At 68.6% G+C, this 18,920-nt stretch carries 20 protein-coding genes; 3 read left to right on the plus strand and 17 right to left on the minus strand.

The window, feature by feature from the left end; translation table 11 throughout:
- The first annotated feature begins 5 nt into the window (after nt 1–5).
- Nucleotides 6–626: an HD domain-containing protein gene (locus tag AC07YS_RS25425; protein WP_495269447.1), complete on the plus strand. Its 621-nt coding sequence runs from the start codon at nt 6–8 to the stop codon at nt 624–626.
- Here the strand turns inward: AC07YS_RS25425 and AC07YS_RS25430 are convergent.
- The 16 genes from AC07YS_RS25430 to glpD all read right to left on the minus strand — a co-directional run bounded on the left by AC07YS_RS25430 (nt 605) and on the right by glpD (nt 15,875).
- A complete protein-coding gene (locus AC07YS_RS25430; protein ID WP_495269448.1) occupies nt 605–1,126 on the minus strand; it encodes a hypothetical protein in 522 nt (173 codons plus the stop codon). The genes AC07YS_RS25425 and AC07YS_RS25430 overlap by 22 nt on opposite strands.
- Nucleotides 1,123–2,196: a beta-ketoacyl synthase N-terminal-like domain-containing protein gene (locus AC07YS_RS25435; protein WP_495269449.1), complete on the minus strand. Its 1,074-nt coding sequence runs from the start codon at nt 2,194–2,196 to the stop codon at nt 1,123–1,125. Before AC07YS_RS25435 ends, AC07YS_RS25430 begins: the two co-directional genes overlap by 4 nt.
- Complete coding sequence (locus AC07YS_RS25440; RefSeq protein WP_495269450.1) at nt 2,193–2,471, minus strand: acyl carrier protein; 279 nt, start codon at nt 2,469–2,471, stop codon at nt 2,193–2,195. Before AC07YS_RS25440 ends, AC07YS_RS25435 begins: the two co-directional genes overlap by 4 nt.
- Nucleotides 2,468–3,625 (minus strand): ABC transporter permease, encoded by a 1,158-nt coding sequence (locus AC07YS_RS25445; protein ID WP_495269451.1) that lies wholly within the window; start codon nt 3,623–3,625, stop codon nt 2,468–2,470. Before AC07YS_RS25445 ends, AC07YS_RS25440 begins: the two co-directional genes overlap by 4 nt.
- 9 nt (nt 3,626–3,634) lie before the next feature.
- Nucleotides 3,635–4,543 (minus strand): ABC transporter ATP-binding protein, encoded by a 909-nt coding sequence (locus tag AC07YS_RS25450; RefSeq protein ID WP_495269452.1) that lies wholly within the window; start codon nt 4,541–4,543, stop codon nt 3,635–3,637.
- Complete coding sequence (darH, locus tag AC07YS_RS25455) at nt 4,543–5,523, minus strand: BtrH-related acyltransferase DarH (protein WP_070059462.1); 981 nt, start codon at nt 5,521–5,523, stop codon at nt 4,543–4,545. The genes AC07YS_RS25450 and darH overlap by 1 nt, the downstream gene beginning before the upstream one ends.
- Entirely contained in the window at nt 5,520–5,915 is a 396-nt protein-coding gene (locus AC07YS_RS25460) for a DarG family dialkylresorcinol biosynthesis protein (RefSeq protein ID WP_095947356.1), read from the minus strand. Before AC07YS_RS25460 ends, darH begins: the two co-directional genes overlap by 4 nt.
- A gap of 2 nt (nt 5,916–5,917) precedes the next feature.
- Entirely contained in the window at nt 5,918–7,054 is a 1,137-nt protein-coding gene (locus tag AC07YS_RS25465; RefSeq protein WP_062476726.1) for a beta-ketoacyl-ACP synthase III, read from the minus strand.
- Nucleotides 7,044–8,048, minus strand: coding sequence for a dialkylresorcinol condensing enzyme (locus AC07YS_RS25470; RefSeq protein WP_495269453.1), 1,005 nt, complete (start codon nt 8,046–8,048; stop codon nt 7,044–7,046). The genes AC07YS_RS25465 and AC07YS_RS25470 overlap by 11 nt, the downstream gene beginning before the upstream one ends.
- Nucleotides 8,049–8,216: 168 nt before the next feature.
- Nucleotides 8,217–9,947, minus strand: a complete 1,731-nt coding sequence (locus tag AC07YS_RS25475; protein ID WP_495269455.1) for an ABC transporter substrate-binding protein — start codon at nt 9,945–9,947, stop codon at nt 8,217–8,219.
- A gap of 88 nt (nt 9,948–10,035) precedes the next feature.
- Nucleotides 10,036–10,344: a DUF2160 domain-containing protein gene (locus tag AC07YS_RS25480; protein ID WP_062476731.1), complete on the minus strand. Its 309-nt coding sequence runs from the start codon at nt 10,342–10,344 to the stop codon at nt 10,036–10,038.
- Nucleotides 10,345–10,356: 12 nt separating this feature from the next.
- Nucleotides 10,357–11,169 carry a carbohydrate ABC transporter permease gene (locus AC07YS_RS25485; RefSeq protein WP_062476734.1) on the minus strand — a complete coding sequence of 271 codons (813 nt, stop codon included), beginning with the start codon at nt 11,167–11,169 and terminating at the stop codon, nt 10,357–10,359.
- Entirely contained in the window at nt 11,166–12,056 is an 891-nt protein-coding gene (locus AC07YS_RS25490; protein ID WP_062476737.1) for a carbohydrate ABC transporter permease, read from the minus strand. The genes AC07YS_RS25485 and AC07YS_RS25490 overlap by 4 nt, the downstream gene beginning before the upstream one ends.
- Complete coding sequence (locus AC07YS_RS25495; protein WP_062476739.1) at nt 12,053–13,123, minus strand: ABC transporter ATP-binding protein; 1,071 nt, start codon at nt 13,121–13,123, stop codon at nt 12,053–12,055. The genes AC07YS_RS25490 and AC07YS_RS25495 overlap by 4 nt, the downstream gene beginning before the upstream one ends.
- A 2-nt stretch (nt 13,124–13,125) precedes the next feature.
- Nucleotides 13,126–14,199: an ABC transporter ATP-binding protein gene (locus tag AC07YS_RS25500; protein WP_495269456.1), complete on the minus strand. Its 1,074-nt coding sequence runs from the start codon at nt 14,197–14,199 to the stop codon at nt 13,126–13,128.
- A complete protein-coding gene (gene glpD, locus AC07YS_RS25505) occupies nt 14,199–15,875 on the minus strand; it encodes a glycerol-3-phosphate dehydrogenase (RefSeq protein WP_495269457.1) in 1,677 nt (558 codons plus the stop codon). The genes AC07YS_RS25500 and glpD overlap by 1 nt, the downstream gene beginning before the upstream one ends.
- Before the next feature lie 122 nt (nt 15,876–15,997).
- On the opposite strand from glpD, the gene AC07YS_RS25510 reads away from it, so the two are divergent.
- Both AC07YS_RS25510 and glpK read left to right on the plus strand, forming a co-directional pair.
- Entirely contained in the window at nt 15,998–16,768 is a 771-nt protein-coding gene (locus AC07YS_RS25510) for a DeoR/GlpR family DNA-binding transcription regulator (RefSeq protein ID WP_062476748.1), read from the plus strand.
- A 19-nt stretch (nt 16,769–16,787) separates the two neighbouring features.
- The gene (gene glpK, locus AC07YS_RS25515) at nt 16,788–18,284 is read left to right on the plus strand and encodes a glycerol kinase GlpK (protein WP_495269458.1); all 1,497 of its coding nucleotides are present in this window, start codon (nt 16,788–16,790) and stop codon (nt 18,282–18,284) included.
- A gap of 12 nt (nt 18,285–18,296) precedes the next feature.
- On the opposite strand, the gene AC07YS_RS25520 is transcribed toward glpK, so the two are convergent.
- Nucleotides 18,297–18,761: an SH3 domain-containing protein gene (locus tag AC07YS_RS25520; protein WP_062476754.1), complete on the minus strand. Its 465-nt coding sequence runs from the start codon at nt 18,759–18,761 to the stop codon at nt 18,297–18,299.
- Between the last annotated feature and the right edge of the window lie 159 nt (nt 18,762–18,920).

Consider the following 18,920-nt stretch of genomic DNA (forward strand, 5'->3'; position numbering starts at 1 on the left):
CCGCGATGACACCGCAGGCGCTGCACGCGAACTGGACCGCCGCCTGGCACGCGCTGGGCGTGGCCGCGCCCGACGACGCATTGCGGCTCGAACTGCAACGCCGCTACGGCGAGCCGCAGCGCCACTACCACACGATGCAGCACCTGGGCGAATGCCTCGCGTGGTTCGACCAGGAACAGGCGCTGGCCGAACGCCCCGGCGAGGTGGCGCTGGCACTGTGGTTCCACGACGCGATCTACGACGTGCATGCGCATGACAACGAAGCGCGCAGCGCCGACTGGGCGCGGCAGGCGTTGCAGGTCGCCGGTGTGGACACAGCGTCGGCCGAACGCGTCCACGCACTCGTCATGGCCACGCGCCACGACGCCGTGCCCGAGGGCCGCGACGCCGAGCTGCTGATCGACATCGACCTGTCGATCCTCGGCGCCGAGCGCGCGCGCTTCGACGAGTACGAGCGCCAGGTGCATGCGGAATACGGTTTCGTTCCCGAGGAGATTCGCCTGCCGCGCCGGCGCGCGATCCTCCAGCGCTTTCTCGACCGCCCGGCGATCTACGCCACGCCGCGCCTGCACGCACTGCTCGAAGCGCGGGCGCGCGAGAACCTTCAGCGTTCGATCGCCGCCTGATCGGTCGGCACCAGCCGCCACCATTCGGAGCGCGGCGGCACGTCGCCGAACGTCTCCTCCACCACACCGAACAGCAGCCCGTCGCGCCCCGCACCCAGCTGCGACAGCGCCAGCGGACGCGCGAGATCGCGGCACAGCATGAAGCTCGCGTCGCCCTGCCAGTCGAGGCAGCGGCCGACCTCGGCCAGCATCAGCGCGGGCTGGCCCTGCATGAAGGTGAAGGGCATCGGCAAGCCCGCGTCGAGCTGCGCCAGCCCCGCGCGCGTGGCCTCCCACGCGCCGCGCCGGCTGGTCACGCGCAGGCGCACGCCCGCCGGCAGCGCGGCTTCGCCGGCCGCGTCGAGGCAACGCAGCGCGCCGTACATCGCCAGCTCGGTCCACAGGCCGACGCGGCGCGGCCGGCGGCCCAGGCGGGTCGCCAGCGCGTCGCGCCAGTCGTCGGGCGGCGGATGCGCCACGACATGCGCGACGGTGCGCCAGGGGGTTGCGACGTGGCTCATGCGGCGTTGCAATCCTTGAGCACCAGCGACGCATGCCCGCCGCCGAAGCCCACCACGTTGAGCAGGATGTGACGCAGCCGCGCCGGCGGCCCGTCGCTCAGCGCGATGCCCAGCGTCTCGTCCAGCGCGTAGCCGACCGACGGCCAGGCGCCGCCTTCGATGCAGCCGACCAGCAGGGCCAGCTCCGCTGCCCCGGCCGCGCCCAGCGTGTGGCCGATCGCCGACTTGAGCGACACCAGCGGCGGCAGCGGCGCGAACACCTCCCGCAGCGCCTCGACCTCGATCGCGTCGTTGACCGGGCTGCCGGCGGCCTGCACCTTGATGAGGTCGATGTCCGCGGGCTGCAGGCCGCTGCGCGCCAGCGTGTCGCGGCACATCGCGCGCACGGCGCTGGCCTCGGTGCCCGAGGGGTTGCGCCCGTCGACCACGTTGGCGCCGCCCAGCAGCGCCCAGCGCGCGGGTTGTGATCGGAGCCGCAGCGCCGCCACCGCTTCGCCGAGCACCAGCCCCTGGCGTCCCGCGCCGAAGGGCCGCGCGCTGTCGGGCGCCAGCAGCTGCATCGCGCCGAAGCCGGCCACGGTGAAGCGGTTGTCGAGCTCGGCGCCAATCACCAAAGCTTCGCGGGCCTCGCCCGCGCGCACCATGTCGGCCGCCGCCAGCATCGCGTTGAGCGCCGAGGTGCAGGCGGTCGAGACGGTGAAGACCGGGCCTTGCCAGTCGAGCGCAGCGGCGGCGATGTCGGCGAAATCCTGCAGGTCGCCGCTGAGCCGCGCGTCGTGCTGCGCATGCTCCATGGCCCCGATGTCGAGCGACGACGACGCCACGAACAGCGGCCCCTGCCGGTCCAGCCCGTCGCCGGTCTGTGCGACCACGCGGCGCACCGTGTGCTGCACGCGCTGCGCCCAGTCACCGGGCGGCACGGGCAGCGTGTAGACCGGCCACTGCAGGCCCTCGGCCACCGTCACCGGCGTGGGCGGCACGCCGCCGCGCCGCAGTGCCGCGAGCGCCGACGGCACATCGTCGCCAAGCACGCAGGCCAGCCCCATGCCGGCCAGGTACACAGGACTCATCCCTTGCCCGCTTGCACCAGGTGTTCCGCCAGGTGCGCGATCGAGGTCATGGCGCGGCGCGTGTCCTTGCTGTCGGGCATGCGCAGGCCGAAGTGCTGCTGGATCGCCATCGACACCTGCAGCGCGTCGAGCGAGTCGAGGTCCAGGCGCGCCTCGGGGCCGAACAGCGGCTCGTCGTCGCCGAGGCCGCCGGGCGGCGCGTCTTTTTCGACGGCCTCGAGCACGAGGGCCTTGAGGCGGGCGATGAATTCAGGAGAAGAAGCGGTGCTCGTCACGGTGCGCGCCTGCGAAACAGAAAGACAGCCACGAAGAACATGAGGGCCGCGAACGCCACCAGCCGGCCGACCTGCGGCAGCACCTCGGCCACGCCGCCGCCGCGCAGCAGCACGGTGAGCAACGCTTCGAGCCCCCAGTTCATGGGAGAGATTTCGACCATGCGCTGCATGAAGCCCGGCATGACGAACTTGGGCACCATGATGCCGCCCGCCGCCGCCATCAGCACATTCACCATCGGCCCCAGCGTGGCGGCCTGCGCATGGCTCTTGACGAGGCAGGCCACCGCCAGCGACAGGCTCACCGCCGCCAGGCTCACGGCTACCAGCGACAGCAGCAGGCCGCCCCAGTGGATGCCCGCAAGCGAGAGCGCGTCGCCGCCGATCAGCGGCATGAACCAGATGCCCGCCGCCAGCATCAGCAGCGCCTGCAGCGCGTTCACGCCGAGGTAGGGCAAGGCCTTGGAAGCGAGCAGCATCGAACGCGACACGCCCAGGCTCTGCAGCCGGCCGAGCGCGCCCGAGCCGCGCTCCTGCACGAACAGGCTGGACAGCGAGGCCACCACGAAGAACATGCCGAACACCAGCCAGGCCGGCACGTTCTGCTGCACCGACGTGGGCCGCGGGCCGGCGGTGGCAAAGCGCTCGGCCTGCACCATCGCCTGGATGGACGCATCGGGCGCGGGGCTGGCCGTGCCGGGCACCGCCAGCGCGAGCCGCGCCTTGAGTTCGCCCGAGGCCCCGATGAGTTCTGCGCGCAGCGCGTTGAACAGGTTGGCGTCGATGCCGGGTTCGGCCAGCAGGCGGATGTGGGCACGCGTGGAGAGCGCGGCCGATTCCAGTTCGTCCGACAGGCCCGGCTCCAGCACGATCACGTACTTGAGCGTGCCGCTGCGCAGCCGCGCCTGCCAGTCGTTGCCCAGCGGCTGCGGCGCGCCATGGCTGCGCTGCCAGATCTGCAGCAGCCACTTGGCGGGCGTGCCGCTGTCGCGTGCATCGACCGCGTAGCTCAGCTCGGCCAGCGGCGGGCGGTAGATGTCCTTCAGCGTGAGCGACATCAGCACGATGAACACCATCGGCATCACGAACAGCACGGCCAGCCCGTGCATGTCGCGCACGAGGGCCAGCAGTTCTTTCTTGATGAGCGCGAAGAGCATGGCGTTCGGTCAGTCGCGCAGCGAACGGTGCGTGAGCGCCATGAAGAGCTGCTCGAGGTCGTGCCGGCCGAACTCGGCCTGGCGCACCTCGATGCCTTCGGCTTCGAGCGCGGCCAGCACGGGGCCGGGCCCGGTGCCTGCGTTCAGGTGGATGCGCCAGTGCGCCGCGCCCTGCTCCACCGTGCCGAAGCGCGAGAGCCTCTGCGCGTCGAGCCCGTCGGCGGCCAGGGTCAGCAGCATCGCGCTTTGCGACAGCAGCGCATCGAGCGGGCCTTCGCGCAGCACGCGGCCCTGGTCGAGGATGGCGACGCGGTCGGCGATGGCCTCGATCTCTTCCATGTAGTGCGAGGCGTAGATCACCGCCGCGCCGGCCTGCGCCAGGCTCTTGATCGCATCGAGGATGAAGGCGCGCGACTGCGGATCGACGCCCACCGTCGGCTCGTCGAACAGCATCAGCTCGGGTTCGGGCAGCAAGGCGATCGCGAGGTTCAGGCGGCGCTTCAAGCCGCCCGAGAGCCGCTCGGCACGCACGCCCGCGAACTGCTCGAGCTGTGCGAACTGCGTGCAGGTGTCGATGCGCGACTTCTTGCGCGCACCCGAAAGTTTGCCGGCCGCGGCGAAACACGCCAGGTTCTCGGCCACGGTGAGCATCGGATAGAAGGCCTGGTCCTGCGGCGCCACGGCGATGCGCGTGGGCGCCTTGGCGCGCACCTGCTGCAACGGCTGGCCGTCGATGCGGATGTCGCCCGACTGCACCGCGAGCGCGCCCGACAGGTGCGAGATCAGCGTGGTCTTGCCGGCGCCGTTCGGGCCCAGCAAGCCCAGCACGCAACCGCGCGGCACGGCGAGCGACACGTCGGCCAGCGCGGCCTTGTCAGCGTGCGGGTAGCGGTAGCCGAGCTGGTGAAGCTCGAGCATCAGGCGACGGCGGCCTTGAGGTCGCGAAAGAAGGTTTCCTCTTGCTGCGCCTGCTCGCGCAACTTGCCGGCGAGTGCCACCGGATCGACCGGCTCTCGGCCCTTGACCATGCGCGCCGCCTTGAGCGCGAACGCGCGCCAGCCGTCGCCGATGGCGATCAGGCGTTCGGACATCTGCGTGAGCTGCGGCTTGTCGAGCAGCTGCGCCGCCTCCTGCAGGAAGCCCGCGTAGATGAAGCGAAAGCCCGCCCCGCCCGTACCGATCTCTTCCTGCATGCGCACCAGGTGGCCGATGAAGTCGACGCTGCGCGGATCGCTGGGCGACAGCTTCTGCATGCGCTTGGCCAGCGTGCGCATGCCGCGCACGCCGACGATGGGCACGGGCGCGAGCATGTTGCGCACGGTCTTGCGGATGGCCTTGGTGACCGAGGCGGCGTCGACCGCCTTGCGCTCGATGGCCTGCGGGTAGTACATGAGGCCCTTGGGCGCCAGCACGCCCTTGGCGAAGCGCGCGCGCGACAGGTCTTCGCTGGCGCAGCGCACGGGCTCCTCGAACACCGGGTCGCTGATCAGGTAGTCGTCGCCGTCCTTGCCGTAGACCAGCAGGTTGTGCGCGTTGAAGTGAAAGCGCATGTTCGGCGGAAAGTACGGCAGCCAGTAGACCGAGGTCTGCAGGCCCACGAGCTGGCCGTCGGCCAGCAGCGCGTCCAGCCGCTGCTGCCCGGCCTGCGGGCTGCGGAAGGTCTCGAAGCGAAAGCGCGCGGCCATCGGCGCCAGCAGGCCCTTGATGATGGCCTTGGGCGGCATGCGGTACGAGATGAGCGGCAGGCCCGACAGCTTGATGAACGGCAGGTAGGCGAACGACAGCGCCGACGACAACCCCAGCGCCATCGCCTCGCTCATCGGCGCGCCGTGGTGGCGCATGAGGCTGGAGATGACGCCGCTTTCGCAGTGCGCCGCCTGTTGGTGTTGGAAGTTCACGGCAGGCCTTGCAGGGTGGAAACGGGCAGCCCCAGCGCTTGGCCGTAGCGGGCGAGCTGGGCCGGCGACAGCGCGGCGAAATGGCGCGGCTGCAGGTGGCGGCGCACGCGCCACTGCCAGAAGCCGCTGGTCTGCGAGAGCAGCGCCACGTCCATGCGGCGCTCGTACATCCAGTACTCGAGCGGCGAGGCCAGCCCGGCCTTCACGCGCGCCTTGGCCTCCTGCGCCTGCTCGATGAGCACGTCGACCGCGTGGCTGGTGACGATCTCTTCCGCCTCCCAGCCCTTCGAGGTGGTGGTGACGACGCGGCCTTGCGCGTCGCGGGCGTACATCAGCTTGGAATGGCCGGCGAGGGTCGCGTTGCCCTCTTGGGGCACGGCATCGAGGTCCATGGCTACACCGCCTCCAGGTAGATGAAGCCGCTGGAGAAGCGGCCGCTTTCCGGGACAAACATCAGGAGCTTCTGGCCCGGCTTGATACGCCCCGAGCGGAACAGCTCGTCGAGCATGATGTACGGCGAGGCCGAGCCCGTGTTGCCCTTGGTCGCGAGGTTGCTGAACCAGCGCTCACGCGGAATCGGCAGGCCCAGCGCGGCCAGGCTTGCGGCCACGGGCTCGACGAAATAGTGCGACGACAGGTGCGGCAGGAACCAGTCGATGTCGTCGGTCTTGAGCCCGCGGCGCTCGATGATGGCGGCCAGTGGCTCGGCCAGCGTGGCGCGCACGATGTTGTCGTTGAGCAGGCGCACGTCCTGCTTGACGGCGAAGGTCGAGTCGCGCTGCCAGTCGGCCGGCGAGGTGCGGGCCCAGCCGTCGAGGCCGCCCTGTTCGTTCTTGTCGGCGCCGGCGTACATGCACACCGGCAGCTCGTGCGCCGCCGACGACAGCTCGATCCATTCGACGCGCAGCGACAGCGGCCCGCGCGGCTCGCGCTCCAGCAGCACCGCGCCGGCGCCGTCGGACAGCATCCAGCGCAGGAAGTCTTTCTCGAAGGCGATCTCCGGGCGGGCTTCGAGCGCTTCGAGCTTGTGCTCGAGCTCGGCCTCGAAGTTGATGCCGCGCATCACGGCCGAGGCCAGCTCGGAGCCCGTGGCGACCGCGCGCCGCGCGTCGCCCGCGCGCACCGACAGCCACGCATGCTTGAGCGCCGCCGCGCCGGCCAGGCAGATGCCGGCGCAGGCCACCACCTCGAGCCGGGGCCAGCCCAGTTCGCCGTGCACCATCACCGCGTGGTTGGGCATGAGCTGGTCGGGCAGCGAGGTGCCGGTGGCCAGGCAGTCGACCGGGCCGATGTCGTCGCCCAGCGCGCGGATGGCCGCAGCGGTGAGCTGTGCGTTGGTCATGGCCAGCTGGCCGGTGGCGCGGTCGATGGCGTAGTGGCGCGACTGGATGCCGTTGCTGCGCAGGATGAGGCGTCGCGCACGCGACACCTTGCCGCCGATGCGGCCCAACACTTCTTCGATGTCTTCGTTGCTGACCGGAGAAAAAGGCAGGAAGGCAGCGGTGCGGGTCAGGAAAACATCAGTCGTCATAGAGAGGGAGCCGGTCCGTGGCAGAGCCCGACGGGCGCTCGAATTGAGCCGTCATTTTAGTCAGCCACCCTCGGAACAACGGCCGCAGCAGGGCCTGCAGCGTCAGGCTCACCGGCACGACGGTGACGATCAGTGCCAGCAGAAACAGCACGTACAGCAAGAGCAGCGGTTTGCGCACCGCCGCGCCCGGCCCGCCGGCCGCCATGATCAGCTTGCCCCAGAGGTAGAAGCTGCGCGTGCCGGCCTTCTCGCTGATGAGCAGCCGCGCCTGGGCGCGCACCGCGCCCAGCCCGGCCAGCAGGGGCGCATCGCCCTGCTCGCGGCCTTCGTGCAATGCGTCGCGCAGGGCCCGGCCGAAGCGGCCGCAGCCGCGGATCTGTTCCTCGCTCAGGCCCGCGTCGGGCATGCCCCAGAAGCCGCGCTTGCGGCCCCAGATGAGCCAGGCCGGCGTGGTGAAGAAGGTGGCGAGCGTGGGGCCGGGGTCGGTGAGCACCACGTTGTCGATCAGGCGCGCGCCGGTGGCGGCGAGCAGGCCCTTGAGCTTTTCATGGGCCAGCAGCCACATGTTGCGGCAGGCAATGACCGTGACCACGGGTTTTCCCTTGAGCAGCCGCGCCGCCACGGGGTGCTGCAGGAAGGCCACGACCGGCTGCGCGGGGGCCAGGAACCAGACCTGGTACGGCAGGATGACGAGGTCGAAGTCTTCGTCGCCCGTGAGCGTCAAGGGCGCCAGCGGGCCCGGCTTCAGGTGGGCCGACTCGGGGAACGCGTCGAAGAAGGTCAGGAAGGGCCAGGGAAAGGGAAAGCGCTGCAGCGGACGCAGCGTCTCCACGCGCAGTTCGATGCCCGGGTCGGCGCGCAGCGGCGCGGCGATCTGCCCGGCCACGCGGTCGAGTTGCCCGGTCTGCGAGTACTGGATCAGCAGGACGCGTTTGACACGCGCGCTCGGGATGGCAGGAGGGCTGGCGGTGGGGCTGGAAGAACTTGGATTCACTGGCGGGCCGTGGCGGGGGCCGTCGAATGTAAGCGAACCTTTTCAAAGGTGCATCTGCCATAGGTCATGGCGTCGCGTGAATCCGACGAACCAGGGCGCCAGAAAGCGAAAAAGGGCCGCACCTCGCGGCGCGGCCCTTGTTTGCAATTGCTGCTGGCGACGCGCCGATCAGCGCACCTTGCCGGCCTTCCAGGCGCTCAGCAGCTTGTTGTAGTCGATGGTCTCGCCCTTGGGCTTCTCGTTGGCCAGCTTCTTCCACGGGGCGTGCTGGTCGCTGAGCCACTTGTTCGGGTCGCCCTTCGGGTTGAGCTTGGGCGCGCAATGAGCCATGCCGGCGCGTTGCAGGCGGCCCATCACGTTGTCCATCTCGTCGGCCAGGTTGTCCATGGCCTTCTGCGGGGTCTTCTCGCCCGTGACGGCCTCGGCCACGTTCTTCCACCACAGCTGCGCCAGCTTGGGGTAGTCGGGCACGTTGGTGCCGGTGGGCGTCCATGCCACGCGGGCCGGGCTGCGGTAGAACTCGACCAGGCCGCCCAGCTTGGGCGCCATGTCGGTCATGGCCTTGCTCTGGATGTCCGATTCGCGGATCGGGGTCAGGCCCACGATGGTCTTCTTGAGCGAGACGCTCTTGGAGGTCACGAACTGGGCGTAGAGCCAGGCGGCGGCCGTCTTGTTGGCGTCATGGCCGTTGAAGAAGGACCACGAACCCACGTCCTGGTAGCCGTTCTGCATGCCCTGCTTCCAGTACGGGCCGTTCGGGCCGGGCGCCATGCGCCACTTGGGCGTGCCGTCCTCGTTCACCACGGGCAGGCCCTTCTTGGTCATGTCGGCCGTGAAGGCCGTGTACCAGAAGATCTGCTGGGCGATCTGGCCCTGCGCGGGCACCGGGCCGGCTTCGCCGAAGGTCATGCCCATGGCTTCCTTGGGCGCGTACTTCTTCATCCAGTCGATGTACTTGGTGAGCGCGTACACGGCGGCCGGCGAGTTGGTCGCACCGCCGCGCGACACGGCCGCGCCCACGGGCGTGCACTTGTCGTCGGCCACGCGGATGCCCCACTCGTCGATCGGCATGCCGTTGGGGGTGCCGATGTCGGCGGTGCCGGCCATCGAGAGCCACGCATCGGTGAAGCGCCAGCCCAGCGACGGGTCCTTCTTGCCGTAGTCCATGTGGCCGTAGATCGGCTTGCCGTCGATGGTCTTCACGTCGACGCTGAAGAACTCGGCGATGTCCTCGTAGGCGCTCCAGTTCAGCGGCACGCCCAGGTCATAGCCGTACTTGGCCTTGAACTTGTCCTTCAGGTCCTTGCGATCGAACAGGTCGGCGCGGAACCAGTACAGGTTGGCGAACTGCTGGTCGGGCAGCTGGTAGAGCTTGCCGTCGGGCGCGGTGGTGAACTTGGTACCGATGAAGTCCTTGAGGTCGAGCCCGGGGTTGGTGTACTCCTTGCCCGCACCGGCCATGTAGTCGGTGAGGTTCATCATCTTGCCGTAGCGGTAGTGCGTGCCGATCAGGTCGGAGTCGGAAATCCAACCGTCGTAGATCGACTTGCCCGACTGCATCGAGGTCTGCAGCTTCTCGACCACGTCGCCTTCCTGGATCAGGTCGTGCTTCACCTTGATGCCAGTGATTTCCTCGAAGGCCTTGGCCAGCGTCTTCGATTCGTATTCATGCGTGGTGATGGTCTCCGACACCACCGAGATTTCCTTGACGCCCTTGGCCTGCAGCTTCTTGGCCGCGTCGATGAACCACTTCATCTCGGCCGCCTGCTGGTCCTTGCTCAGGGTCGACGGCTGGAACTCGCTGTCGATCCATTTCTTGGCTTCGGGCTCTGCGGCCCATGCGCCGTGCGCGGCGACCATCGCCGCCGCCATTGCCAATGCCGTGTAGCGCATCTTCATGAATGTGTCTCCTCGGTTGTGCTTCCCCGGTTTTTTCATCGCGGCTCCGGGGAGGCGGAGAGCCGGACGCGTTGACGAAATCGGTGGGCTAACCTTTGCGCATCACGAGCGCGAGCACGAACATCGACAGCACGAAGCCGATCCAGATCGAGGGCTCGGCCTCCAGGCTCAGCCACTCCTGCACCTTGCCGGCCAGGCCGACGAAGATCAGGTTGACGTAGGCCGCGGACAAGAGGCCGATGAAGAGCCGGTCGCCGCGCGTGGTGGCAATGGGCAGCCAGCCGCGGCGCATCGTGGTGGGCGACTTGAATTCCCACACCGTCATGCCGACCAGCATGAGCGCGATGCAGCTGAAGAAAACGGCCACCGGGGTGGTCCAGACCATCCAGTCGAACATGTCTCGACCTCCTTAGACGCGCCCCATCGCAAAGCCTTTTGCGATGTAGTGGCGGACAAACCAGATCACGATCGCGCCCGGCACGATGGTGAGCACACCGGCCGCGGCCAGCGTCGCCCAGTCCATGCCCGAGGCGCTCACCGTGCGCGTCATCGTCGCCACGATGGGCTTGGCGTTCACGCTCGTGAGCGTGCGCGCCAGCAGCAGCTCGACCCAGCTGAACATGAAGCAGAAGAACGCCGCCACGCCCACGCCGGCCTTGATGAGCGGCAGGAAGATGGTGAGGAAGAAGCGCGGGAACGAGTAGCCGTCGATGTACGCCGTCTCGTCGATCTCGCGCGGGATGCCGCTCATGAAGCCTTCGAGAATCCACACCGCCAGCGGCACGTTGAACAGCAGGTGCGCCAGCGCCACGCCCAGGTGCGTGTCCATGAGGCCCACGGTGCTGTACAGCTGGAAGAACGGCAGCAGGAACACCGCGGGCGGCGTCATGCGGTTGGTCAGCAGCCAGAAGAACACGTGCTTGTCGCCCAGGAACGAATAGCGCGAGAACGCATACGCTGCCGGCAGCGCCACGGTGAGCGAGATCACCGTGTTGATCGCCACGTAGATCAGGCTGTTGATGTAGCCCGAGTACCACGACTCGTCGGTGAAGATGCGCGCGTAGTTGGCCCAGGTGAGCTGCTGCGGGAAGAACGAGAAGCTCGACAGGATCTCCTCGTTCGTCTTGAAGCTCATGTTGACCATCCAGTAGATGGGCAGCAGCGCGAACAGGATGTACAGCAGCAAGAAGATGCTGCGCTTGTGGAATCTCTTTTCGTTCATTGTTCTTTCTCCACTTCCTGTGTACCGACCCGCTGCATCCAGTTGTAGAGCACGAAGCAGAACAGCAGGATGATCAGGAAATAGATCAGCGAGAACGCCGCCGCCGGCCCGAGGTCGAACTGTCCCACGGCCTTCTGCGTGAGGTACTGGCTCAGGAAGGTGGTCGCGTTGCCCGGCCCGCCGCCCGTCAGCACGAAGGGCTCGGTGTAGATCATGAAGCTGTCCATGAAGCGCAGCAGCACCGCGATCATCAGCACGCCACGCATCTTGGGCAGCTGGATGTAGCGGAACACCGCGAACTTGCTGGCGCCGTCGATGCGCGCGGCCTGGTAGTAGGCGTCGGGAATGGAGCGCAGGCCGGCGTAGCAGAGCAAGGCCACCAGCGGCGTCCAGTGCCACACGTCCATCACCAGCACCGTGAGCCAGGCGTCGGTCGCGCTGCCGGTGTAGTTGTATTCGATGCCCATGACCTGCAGCGCGTGGCCCAACAGGCCGATGTCGGCGCGGCCGTAGATCTGCCAGATGGTGCCCACCACGTTCCATGGAATGAGCAGCGACAACGCCACCACCACCAGCACCGCCGACGACTTCCAACCCGTGGCCGGCATCGACAGCGCGAGCGCGATGCCCAGCGGAATCTCCACCAGCAGCACCGACAGCGAGAAGCCCAGCTGGCGCCACAGCGCCTGGTGCAGCTCATCGTCGCGCATCACGGCGGCGAACCATTCGGTGCCGACGAACACGCGCCGGTCGGGCGAGATGATGTCCTGCACCGAGTAGTTGACCACCGTCATCAACGGCACGATGGCCGAGAAGGCCACGCAGATCAGCACGGGCAGCACGAGCCACCACGCCTTCTGGTTGATCGGCTTGTTCGTCGGGTTCATGCGACCAGTTCCTCGTCCTTGTAGTAGCAGGTGTGGGTGTCGAGCACCCGCAGCCACACCGTGTCGCCCACCGAGGGCGGCTGTTCGTCCGAATGCATGCGCACCTTGACCACGCCACCGTCGACTTCGGCGCTGAGCATCGCGTGCGTGCCGACGTCCTGCACCTGCTTCACCACCGCAGGCACGGCGCCGGCGGCACCCGCGTTCGACAGGCGCAGGTACTCGGGCCGGATGCCGATCTTGAGCGCGCCGGGCGGCAGCTCGCGCGTGGGCACCAGCGGCGTGCCCGCCACTTCGAGTGCGCCGTTGGCGCTGTGGGCCGACAAAAAGTTCATGCCCGGCGAGCCGATGAAATGGCCGACGAAGGTGTGGGCCGGCCGCTCGAACAGCGCCTCGGCGCTGCCCACCTGCACGGCCTTGCCGCGCGTCATGACCACCACCTCTTCGGCGAAGGTCAGCGCCTCGACCTGGTCGTGCGTCACGTAGATCAGCGTGAGCTTGAGCTCGCGGTGGATCTGCTTGAGCTTGCGGCGCAGCTGCCACTTCAGGTGCGGGTCGATCACGGTGAGCGGTTCGTCGAACAGCACCGCCGACACGTCGCTGCGCACCAGGCCACGGCCCAGCGAGATCTTCTGCTTGGCGTCGGCCGCCAGACCCGCCGCGCGCTGGTTGAGCTGGCCGCTCATGTCGAGCATTTCGGCAATCTCGCCGACGCGCTTCTTGATCTGGTCTTCGGGCACCTTGCGGTTGCGCAGCGGGAACGCCAGGTTCTCGGCCACGGTCATGGTGTCGTAGATCACCGGGAACTGGAACACCTGCGCGATGTTGCGTTCCTGCGGCGTGGCGCGCGTCATGTCGCGGCCGTCGAAGCTCACGCTGCCTTGCGAAGGCACGAGCAGGCCCGAGATGATGTTGAGCATGGTCGTCTTGCCGCAGCCCGAGGGGCCGAGCAAGGCATACGCGCCGCCGTCGCGAAAGCTCATCTTCAGCGGGAGCAGCGCGTAGTCGCTGTCCTGCGTGGGGTTGGCGCGGTAGGCGTGGGCCAGGTCGAGATCGATGCGTGCCATGACTAGCTTCCTTTGCGCCAAGCCGGCGCCAGTGCCAGCTTTTCGCCGGCATCGAACACATAGGCTTGCGATGCGCTGAAGTACAGCGTGATCGAAGCGCCCAGCTCGAAGCGGTGCACACCGGTGAGCTGCGCCACCAGTTCGCCCACCGCCGTGTCGACGTGCACGAAGGTGTCGGAGCCCGAAATTTCGGCCAGCTCCACCTTGCCGGGCAAGGCGGTGTCGCCCTCCCCCGCGTTCACGTTCAAGGCACTCGCGCGCAGGCCGACGGTGACCGCGCCCGACACGCTTTCAGGCAGGGCCAGCGTGAGCGCGGGCCCGCCCGCGAGTTGCACGCGGCCGGCCGCAGCCGTGCCCGCCAGCAGGTTCATCGGCGGATCGCTGAAGGCGCGCGCCACGCGCAGCGACTGCGGCGCGTGGAACACCTCGGCGGTCGGGCCGTACTGCAGCAGCTCGCCGGCGTCCATCACGGCCGTGTAGCCGCCCAGCAGCAGTGCTTCGCCGGGCTCGGTGGTGGCGTAGATGACGGTCGAGTCGCCGGTGGCGAAGAGCTGCGTGAGTTCTTCGCGCAGGCCTTCGCGCAATTTGTAGTCGAGGTTGACCAGCGGCTCGTCGAGCAGCATGAGCGGTGCGTTCTTGGCGAGCGCACGCGCCAGCGCCACGCGCTGCTGCTGGCCGCCCGACAGCTCCTGCGGATAGCGGTCGAGGAACATGCCGATGTGCAGCTTGTCGGCCAGCGCCTTCACCCGCGCGTCGATGTTCGACTCGCCGCGCAGCTTCAGCGGCGAGGCGATGTTGTCGGCCACCTTGAGCGAGGGGTAGTTGATGAACTGCTGGTAGACCATCGCGACGTTGCGCTCGCGCACCGGCGTGCCGGTGACGTCCTTGCCGTCCACCAGCACACGCCCGGTGCTCGGCGTGTCGAGCCCGGCCATGAGGCGCATCAGGCTGGTCTTGCCGGCCTGCGTGGCGCCGAGCAGCACGGTCACCGCGCCGCTTTGGGGCGCGATGCTCTGCTCGTAGAGCCAGGTTTGCGCGCCGACCTTCTTGGTGACGCGCTCCAGAGTCAGCTGCATCAGCTCACCTCCACTTCCACGGTGTCGTTGTTGTTCTTTGCGTTGGCCTGCAGCCAGATCGCCACCTGCTCGCGCTCGGCGGGCGTGTAGTGCAGGCCGAGCTTGGTGCGGCGCCAGAGCACGTCGTCCGAGCTCACGGCCCATTCGCGCGCCTGCAGGAAGCGCAGCTCGCGCTCGTACAGGCCGGGTGCCACCTCGGCGCCCATGTCGGCCAGCGACTGGGCCTCGCCGATCAGTTCGGCCACGCGCGCGCCGTAGCCCCGCGCCAGCCGCAGCGCGACCTGGGCGTCGAGCCAGGGGTATTTCGCCTGCACGGCGGCCACGAAGCGGGCGAAGTCGTCATCGGGGCGCTTGGGCGCGCCGATCCAGGCCGACAGGTCGCCGCCGGCCAAGAAGGCGCCGTCGGTCCAGGCCGGGCGTTGCGCGCCCGACTGGCCGAGCATCTTGCCGACCTCGTCGGCCGCATCCTCGGCCAGCTTGCGGAAGGTCGTGATCTTGCCGCCCCACACCGACAGCAGCGGCGCGGCGGTGGTGTTCGATTCGAGCAGGTAGTCGCGCGTGACGGCCGAGGGGTCGCCCGAGGCGTCGTCCAGCAGCGGGCGCACGCCCGAGTAGGTCCAGACCACGTCGGCCGGCACGATGGCCTTGTCGAAGTAGCGGCTGGCCTGGGTGCACAGGTAGTCGATTTCTTCCTGCGCGATGCGCGCGGCGCCGGGGTCGTCGCCGCTGATCTCGATGTCGGTGGTGCCGATCAGCGTGAACGCGCCCTGGTAGGGAATGGCGAAGATGATCCGCTTGTCGGGGTTCTGGAAGATGTAGGCGTGGTCGTGGTCGAACAGGCGCGGCACGATGATGTGGCTGCCCTTCACGAGCCGCAGGCTCTTGGTGGCCAGCGCCTCGCCGCGCGCCGACTGGGCCACGCCGCGCAGGAAGGATTCGGCCCAGGGGCCGGCCGCATTCACCACGGCGCGCGCACGCACGGTGCGGTGCGCGCCGTCGGGGCCTTCGAGCGTGGCGACCCAGCCGTCGGCGCCGCGTTGCGCATGGATGCAGCGCGTGCGCGTGAGCACTTCGGCGCCCTTCGAGCGCGCATCGATGGCGTTGAGCACCACCAGCCGCGCGTCGTCGACCCAGCCGTCGGAGTACACGAAGCCGCGCTTGTACTGTGCCTTGAGCGGCGCGCCGGCCGGGTGCTGGCGCAGGTCGATGCCGCGCGACGGCGGCAGCACCTCGCGTTTGGCGAGGTGGTCGTACATGAACAGGCCGATGCGGATCATCCAGGCCGGGCGCATCGAGGGGTCGTGCGGCATCACGAAGCGCAGCGGCCACATGATGTGCGGCGCGCTCTTGAGCAGCACCTCGCGCTCCTGCAGCGCCTTGCGCACCAGCGAGAACTCGTAGTACTCCAGGTAGCGCAGCCCGCCGTGGATCAGCTTGGTGGAAGACGACGACGTGTGCGAGGCCAGGTCGTCCTTCTCGCACAGGACCACGCGCCAGCCCCGGCCGGCCAGGTCGCGCGCAATGCCGCAGCCGTTGATGCCACCGCCGACGATCAGCACATCGCAATCGGTGGCGGGTTCGGCCGCTGGAGAGGAGAAATCGGTCACAGGCTGGAGGTCCGTAGGTTCGTGACTTTTGTCAGCAAAGGCCGAGATTGTATTTTCGCGTTTTTTCATTTGGATTCCTTTTGGCGCGATTTTCCTCCGAGTTTTCCCTTACTCGGCTTCGTTTTCTTTCGTTTTAAAGTGACGCGGCCTGTACCCTCGACCCCAGTCTTTCCGCTTTCCACGACGCCTCTGTGAACTCCAACCCGCGCCAGATCAACCTCCTCGACACCGTGCGCGCGCGCGGTTCGGTCACCGTCGAACAGCTCGCCGACATGCTGGGCGTCACGCTGCAGACCGTGCGGCGCGACGTGCAGCGGCTGGCCGATGCGGGCTTGCTCACGCGCTTCCACGGCGGCGTGCGGGTGCCCAGCTCGACCACCGAGAACATCGGCTACCAGCAGCGCGAAACGCTCAACGCCGACGGCAAAGCGCGCATTGCGCGCCGCGTGGCCGAGCTGGTGCCCAACGACTGTTCGCTGATCCTGAACATCGGCACCACCACCGAGGCCATCGCCAAGGCGCTGATGCGCCACACGGGCCTGCGCGTGATCACCAACAACCTGAACGTGGCGACCATCCTGAGCGGCAACACGGCCTGCGAGGTGATCGTGGCCGGCGGCTCGGTGCGCCCGCGCGACCGCGCCGTGGTGGGCGAGGCCACCATCGACTTCATCCGCCAGTTCAAGGTCGACATCGCGCTCATCGGCGTGTCGAGCATCGAGGCTGACGGCTCGCTGCGCGACTTCGACCTGCGCGAGGTGAAGGTCGCACAGACCATCATTGCCCAGGCGCGCGAGGTGTGGCTGGCGGCCGACGCGAGCAAGTTCAACCGGCCGGCCATGATCCAGCTGGGCACGCTCTCGCAGATCGACCGCCTGTTCACCGACGCCGCGCCGCCGCCGCCCTTCCCCGACCTGCTGCACGCCGCGCAGGTGCGGCTCGAGATCGCGCGCGACAACTGAACCCCATCAGACTCATCGAATGACCACCTACCTGCTTGCCCTGGACCAGGGCACCTCCAGCTCGCGCAGCATCGTGTTCGACCGCGAAGGCCGCATCGTCGCCATCGCGCAGAAAGAGCTCACGCAGATCTACCCGCAGCCGGGCTGGGTCGAGCACGACCCGATGGAAATCTGGCGCAGCCAGCTGGCCACCGCGCGCGAGGTGCTGGCCAAGGCGAAGCTGCAGCCCGCCGACATCCACGCCATCGGCATCACCAACCAGCGCGAGACCACCGTGCTGTGGAACCGCGCCACCGGCCAGCCCGTGCACCACGCCATCGTCTGGCAGGACCGCCGCGCCGAGCCCCTGTGCGCGCAGCTGCGCGAGCAGGGCCTGAGCGACACCATCCGCGAAAAGACCGGCCTGGTGATCGACGCGTATTTCTCGGGCACCAAGCTGCGCTGGCTGCTCGACCACGTGCCCGGCGCGCGCGCCCAGGCCGAACGCGGCGAACTCGCCTTCGGCACGGTCGACAGCTGGCTCATGTGGCAGCTCACCGGCGGCAAGGTGCACGTGACCGACGTGAGCAACGCCTCGCGCACCATGCTCTTCAACGTGCACACGAACGACTGGGACGCCGACCTGCTGAAGGCGCTGGACATCCCCGCCGCGCTGATGCCGAAGGTGCAGCCCTCGAGTTCGCACTTTGCCGACACCGACGCCGCGCTGCTGGGCCACGCGCTGCCCATCGGCGGCGTGGCCGGCGACCAGCAAAGCGCCCTCTTCGGCCAGGCCTGCTTCGAGGCCGGCATGGCCAAGAATACCTACGGCACCGGCTGCTTCCTGCTGATGCACACGGGCGGCGCGTTCCAGCCCTCGCACAACGGCCTGCTCGTGACCAGCGCCGCGCAGACCGACGCCACCCCGCAGTACGCGATGGAAGGCAGCGTGTTCGTCGGCGGCGCCGTGGTGCAGTGGCTGCGCGACGGCCTCAAGGCCATCAAGGGCAGCGCCGAAGTGCAGTCGCTGGCCGAGAGCGTGCCCGACGCGGGCGGCGTGATGATGGTGCCGGCCTTCACCGGCCTGGGCGCGCCCTACTGGGACGCGGACGCGCGCGGCACGATCACCGGCCTCACGCGCGGCACCACGGTCGCACACATCGCGCGCGCCGCGCTGGAAAGCATCGCCTATCAAAGTGCCGCGCTGCTGCAGGCCATGAGCCGCGACGCGGTGGCCGCGGGCGGCAAGCCCGTGGCCGAGCTGCGCGTGGATGGCGGCGCGAGCGTGAACGACCTGCTGATGCAGTTCCAGGCCGACCTGCTGGGCATTCCGGTGGTGCGGCCCGAGGTGGTCGAGACCACCGCACTGGGCGCAGCCTACCTGGCGGGACTGTCGACCGGCGTCTACACCGACGCGCGCCAGCTCTCCAAGCTGTGGAAGGTGGAGCGCCGCTTCATGCCGACCATGGGCCGCGCGCAGGCCGAGGAATCGATGGCGCGCTGGGAGCGCGCCGTGCGCCAGGCCACCGCGACCTGAGCGCCCTCGGGTTCACCAGCCCCAGAGGGAGCGCTTCAGCACCCAGCCGGTGGTGCCGCCTTCGTGGCGCACCTTCACCCAGTCGCCGCGGCGCTCGAGGGTGCGCAACACGTCGCCGTACACGGCCTTCTTCACGACCGGGCTGCGCGCGCCGGGTGCGCGGCGCAACTGCGCGGTCTTTGCCTTCACGACGTGGTGCGGCGTCTTGCTCGTCATCGAACGGAAGACCCAGGCCTTGTCGTTCTCGAAGTCGGTGACACGCAGCCAGTCGCCCTTGCGGCCGATCACGCGCAGCGGATAGCCCCGGCTCACTGTCCAGTGCGCCTCGGCGCGCTGGCTGGGGGCCGTGCGCATGTTCAGGGTCTTGACCGCGACACTGACCATCTGCGGCTGCGCGGCAAAGGCGGACGGCAGCAGCATCCACGAGAAGAAGAATGCGAGCAGGAGCGCGGGCAGTCGGCGGCTGAATCGGGCCATGGGGCGAGGGTTCCTTTCGAGAAGACACGGGAGGTCCGGCAAATGCCGGTCGAAGCCCCCTCTGGGACGCTGAGCGCCGATAAGTTCCGCGGGGATATCCCTGAGGCGCCGCACAAAGACCCCGCAAGGGTCGGGACACTGGACGCGTGGGCGCAGGGT

Source organism: Variovorax sp. GW458-11-26-14-LB1 (assembly GCF_059423965.1).

Excerpts from the sequence above, each read along its gene's own strand:
- AC07YS_RS25425 (WP_495269447.1), top strand. The coding sequence starts at position 6 with ATGACACCGCAGGCGCTGCACGCGAACTGGACCGCCGCCTGGCACGCG.
- AC07YS_RS25430 (WP_495269448.1), bottom strand. The coding sequence starts at position 1,126 with ATGAGCCACGTCGCAACCCCCTGGCGCACCGTCGCGCATGTCGTGGCG.
- AC07YS_RS25435 (WP_495269449.1), bottom strand. The coding sequence starts at position 2,196 with ATGAGTCCTGTGTACCTGGCCGGCATGGGGCTGGCCTGCGTGCTTGGC.
- AC07YS_RS25445 (WP_495269451.1), bottom strand. The coding sequence starts at position 3,625 with ATGCTCTTCGCGCTCATCAAGAAAGAACTGCTGGCCCTCGTGCGCGAC.
- AC07YS_RS25450 (WP_495269452.1), bottom strand. The coding sequence starts at position 4,543 with ATGCTCGAGCTTCACCAGCTCGGCTACCGCTACCCGCACGCTGACAAG.
- AC07YS_RS25460 (WP_095947356.1), bottom strand. The coding sequence starts at position 5,915 with ATGGACCTCGATGCCGTGCCCCAAGAGGGCAACGCGACCCTCGCCGGC.
- AC07YS_RS25465 (WP_062476726.1), bottom strand. The coding sequence starts at position 7,054 with ATGACGACTGATGTTTTCCTGACCCGCACCGCTGCCTTCCTGCCTTTT.
- AC07YS_RS25475 (WP_495269455.1), bottom strand. The coding sequence starts at position 9,947 with ATGAAGATGCGCTACACGGCATTGGCAATGGCGGCGGCGATGGTCGCC.
- AC07YS_RS25480 (WP_062476731.1), bottom strand. The coding sequence starts at position 10,344 with ATGTTCGACTGGATGGTCTGGACCACCCCGGTGGCCGTTTTCTTCAGC.
- AC07YS_RS25485 (WP_062476734.1), bottom strand. The coding sequence starts at position 11,169 with ATGAACGAAAAGAGATTCCACAAGCGCAGCATCTTCTTGCTGCTGTAC.
- AC07YS_RS25490 (WP_062476737.1), bottom strand. The coding sequence starts at position 12,056 with ATGAACCCGACGAACAAGCCGATCAACCAGAAGGCGTGGTGGCTCGTG.
- AC07YS_RS25495 (WP_062476739.1), bottom strand. The coding sequence starts at position 13,123 with ATGGCACGCATCGATCTCGACCTGGCCCACGCCTACCGCGCCAACCCC.
- AC07YS_RS25500 (WP_495269456.1), bottom strand. The coding sequence starts at position 14,199 with ATGCAGCTGACTCTGGAGCGCGTCACCAAGAAGGTCGGCGCGCAAACC.
- glpD (WP_495269457.1), bottom strand. The coding sequence starts at position 15,875 with ATGAAAAAACGCGAAAATACAATCTCGGCCTTTGCTGACAAAAGTCAC.
- glpK (WP_495269458.1), top strand. The coding sequence starts at position 16,788 with ATGACCACCTACCTGCTTGCCCTGGACCAGGGCACCTCCAGCTCGCGC.
- AC07YS_RS25520 (WP_062476754.1), bottom strand. The coding sequence starts at position 18,761 with ATGGCCCGATTCAGCCGCCGACTGCCCGCGCTCCTGCTCGCATTCTTC.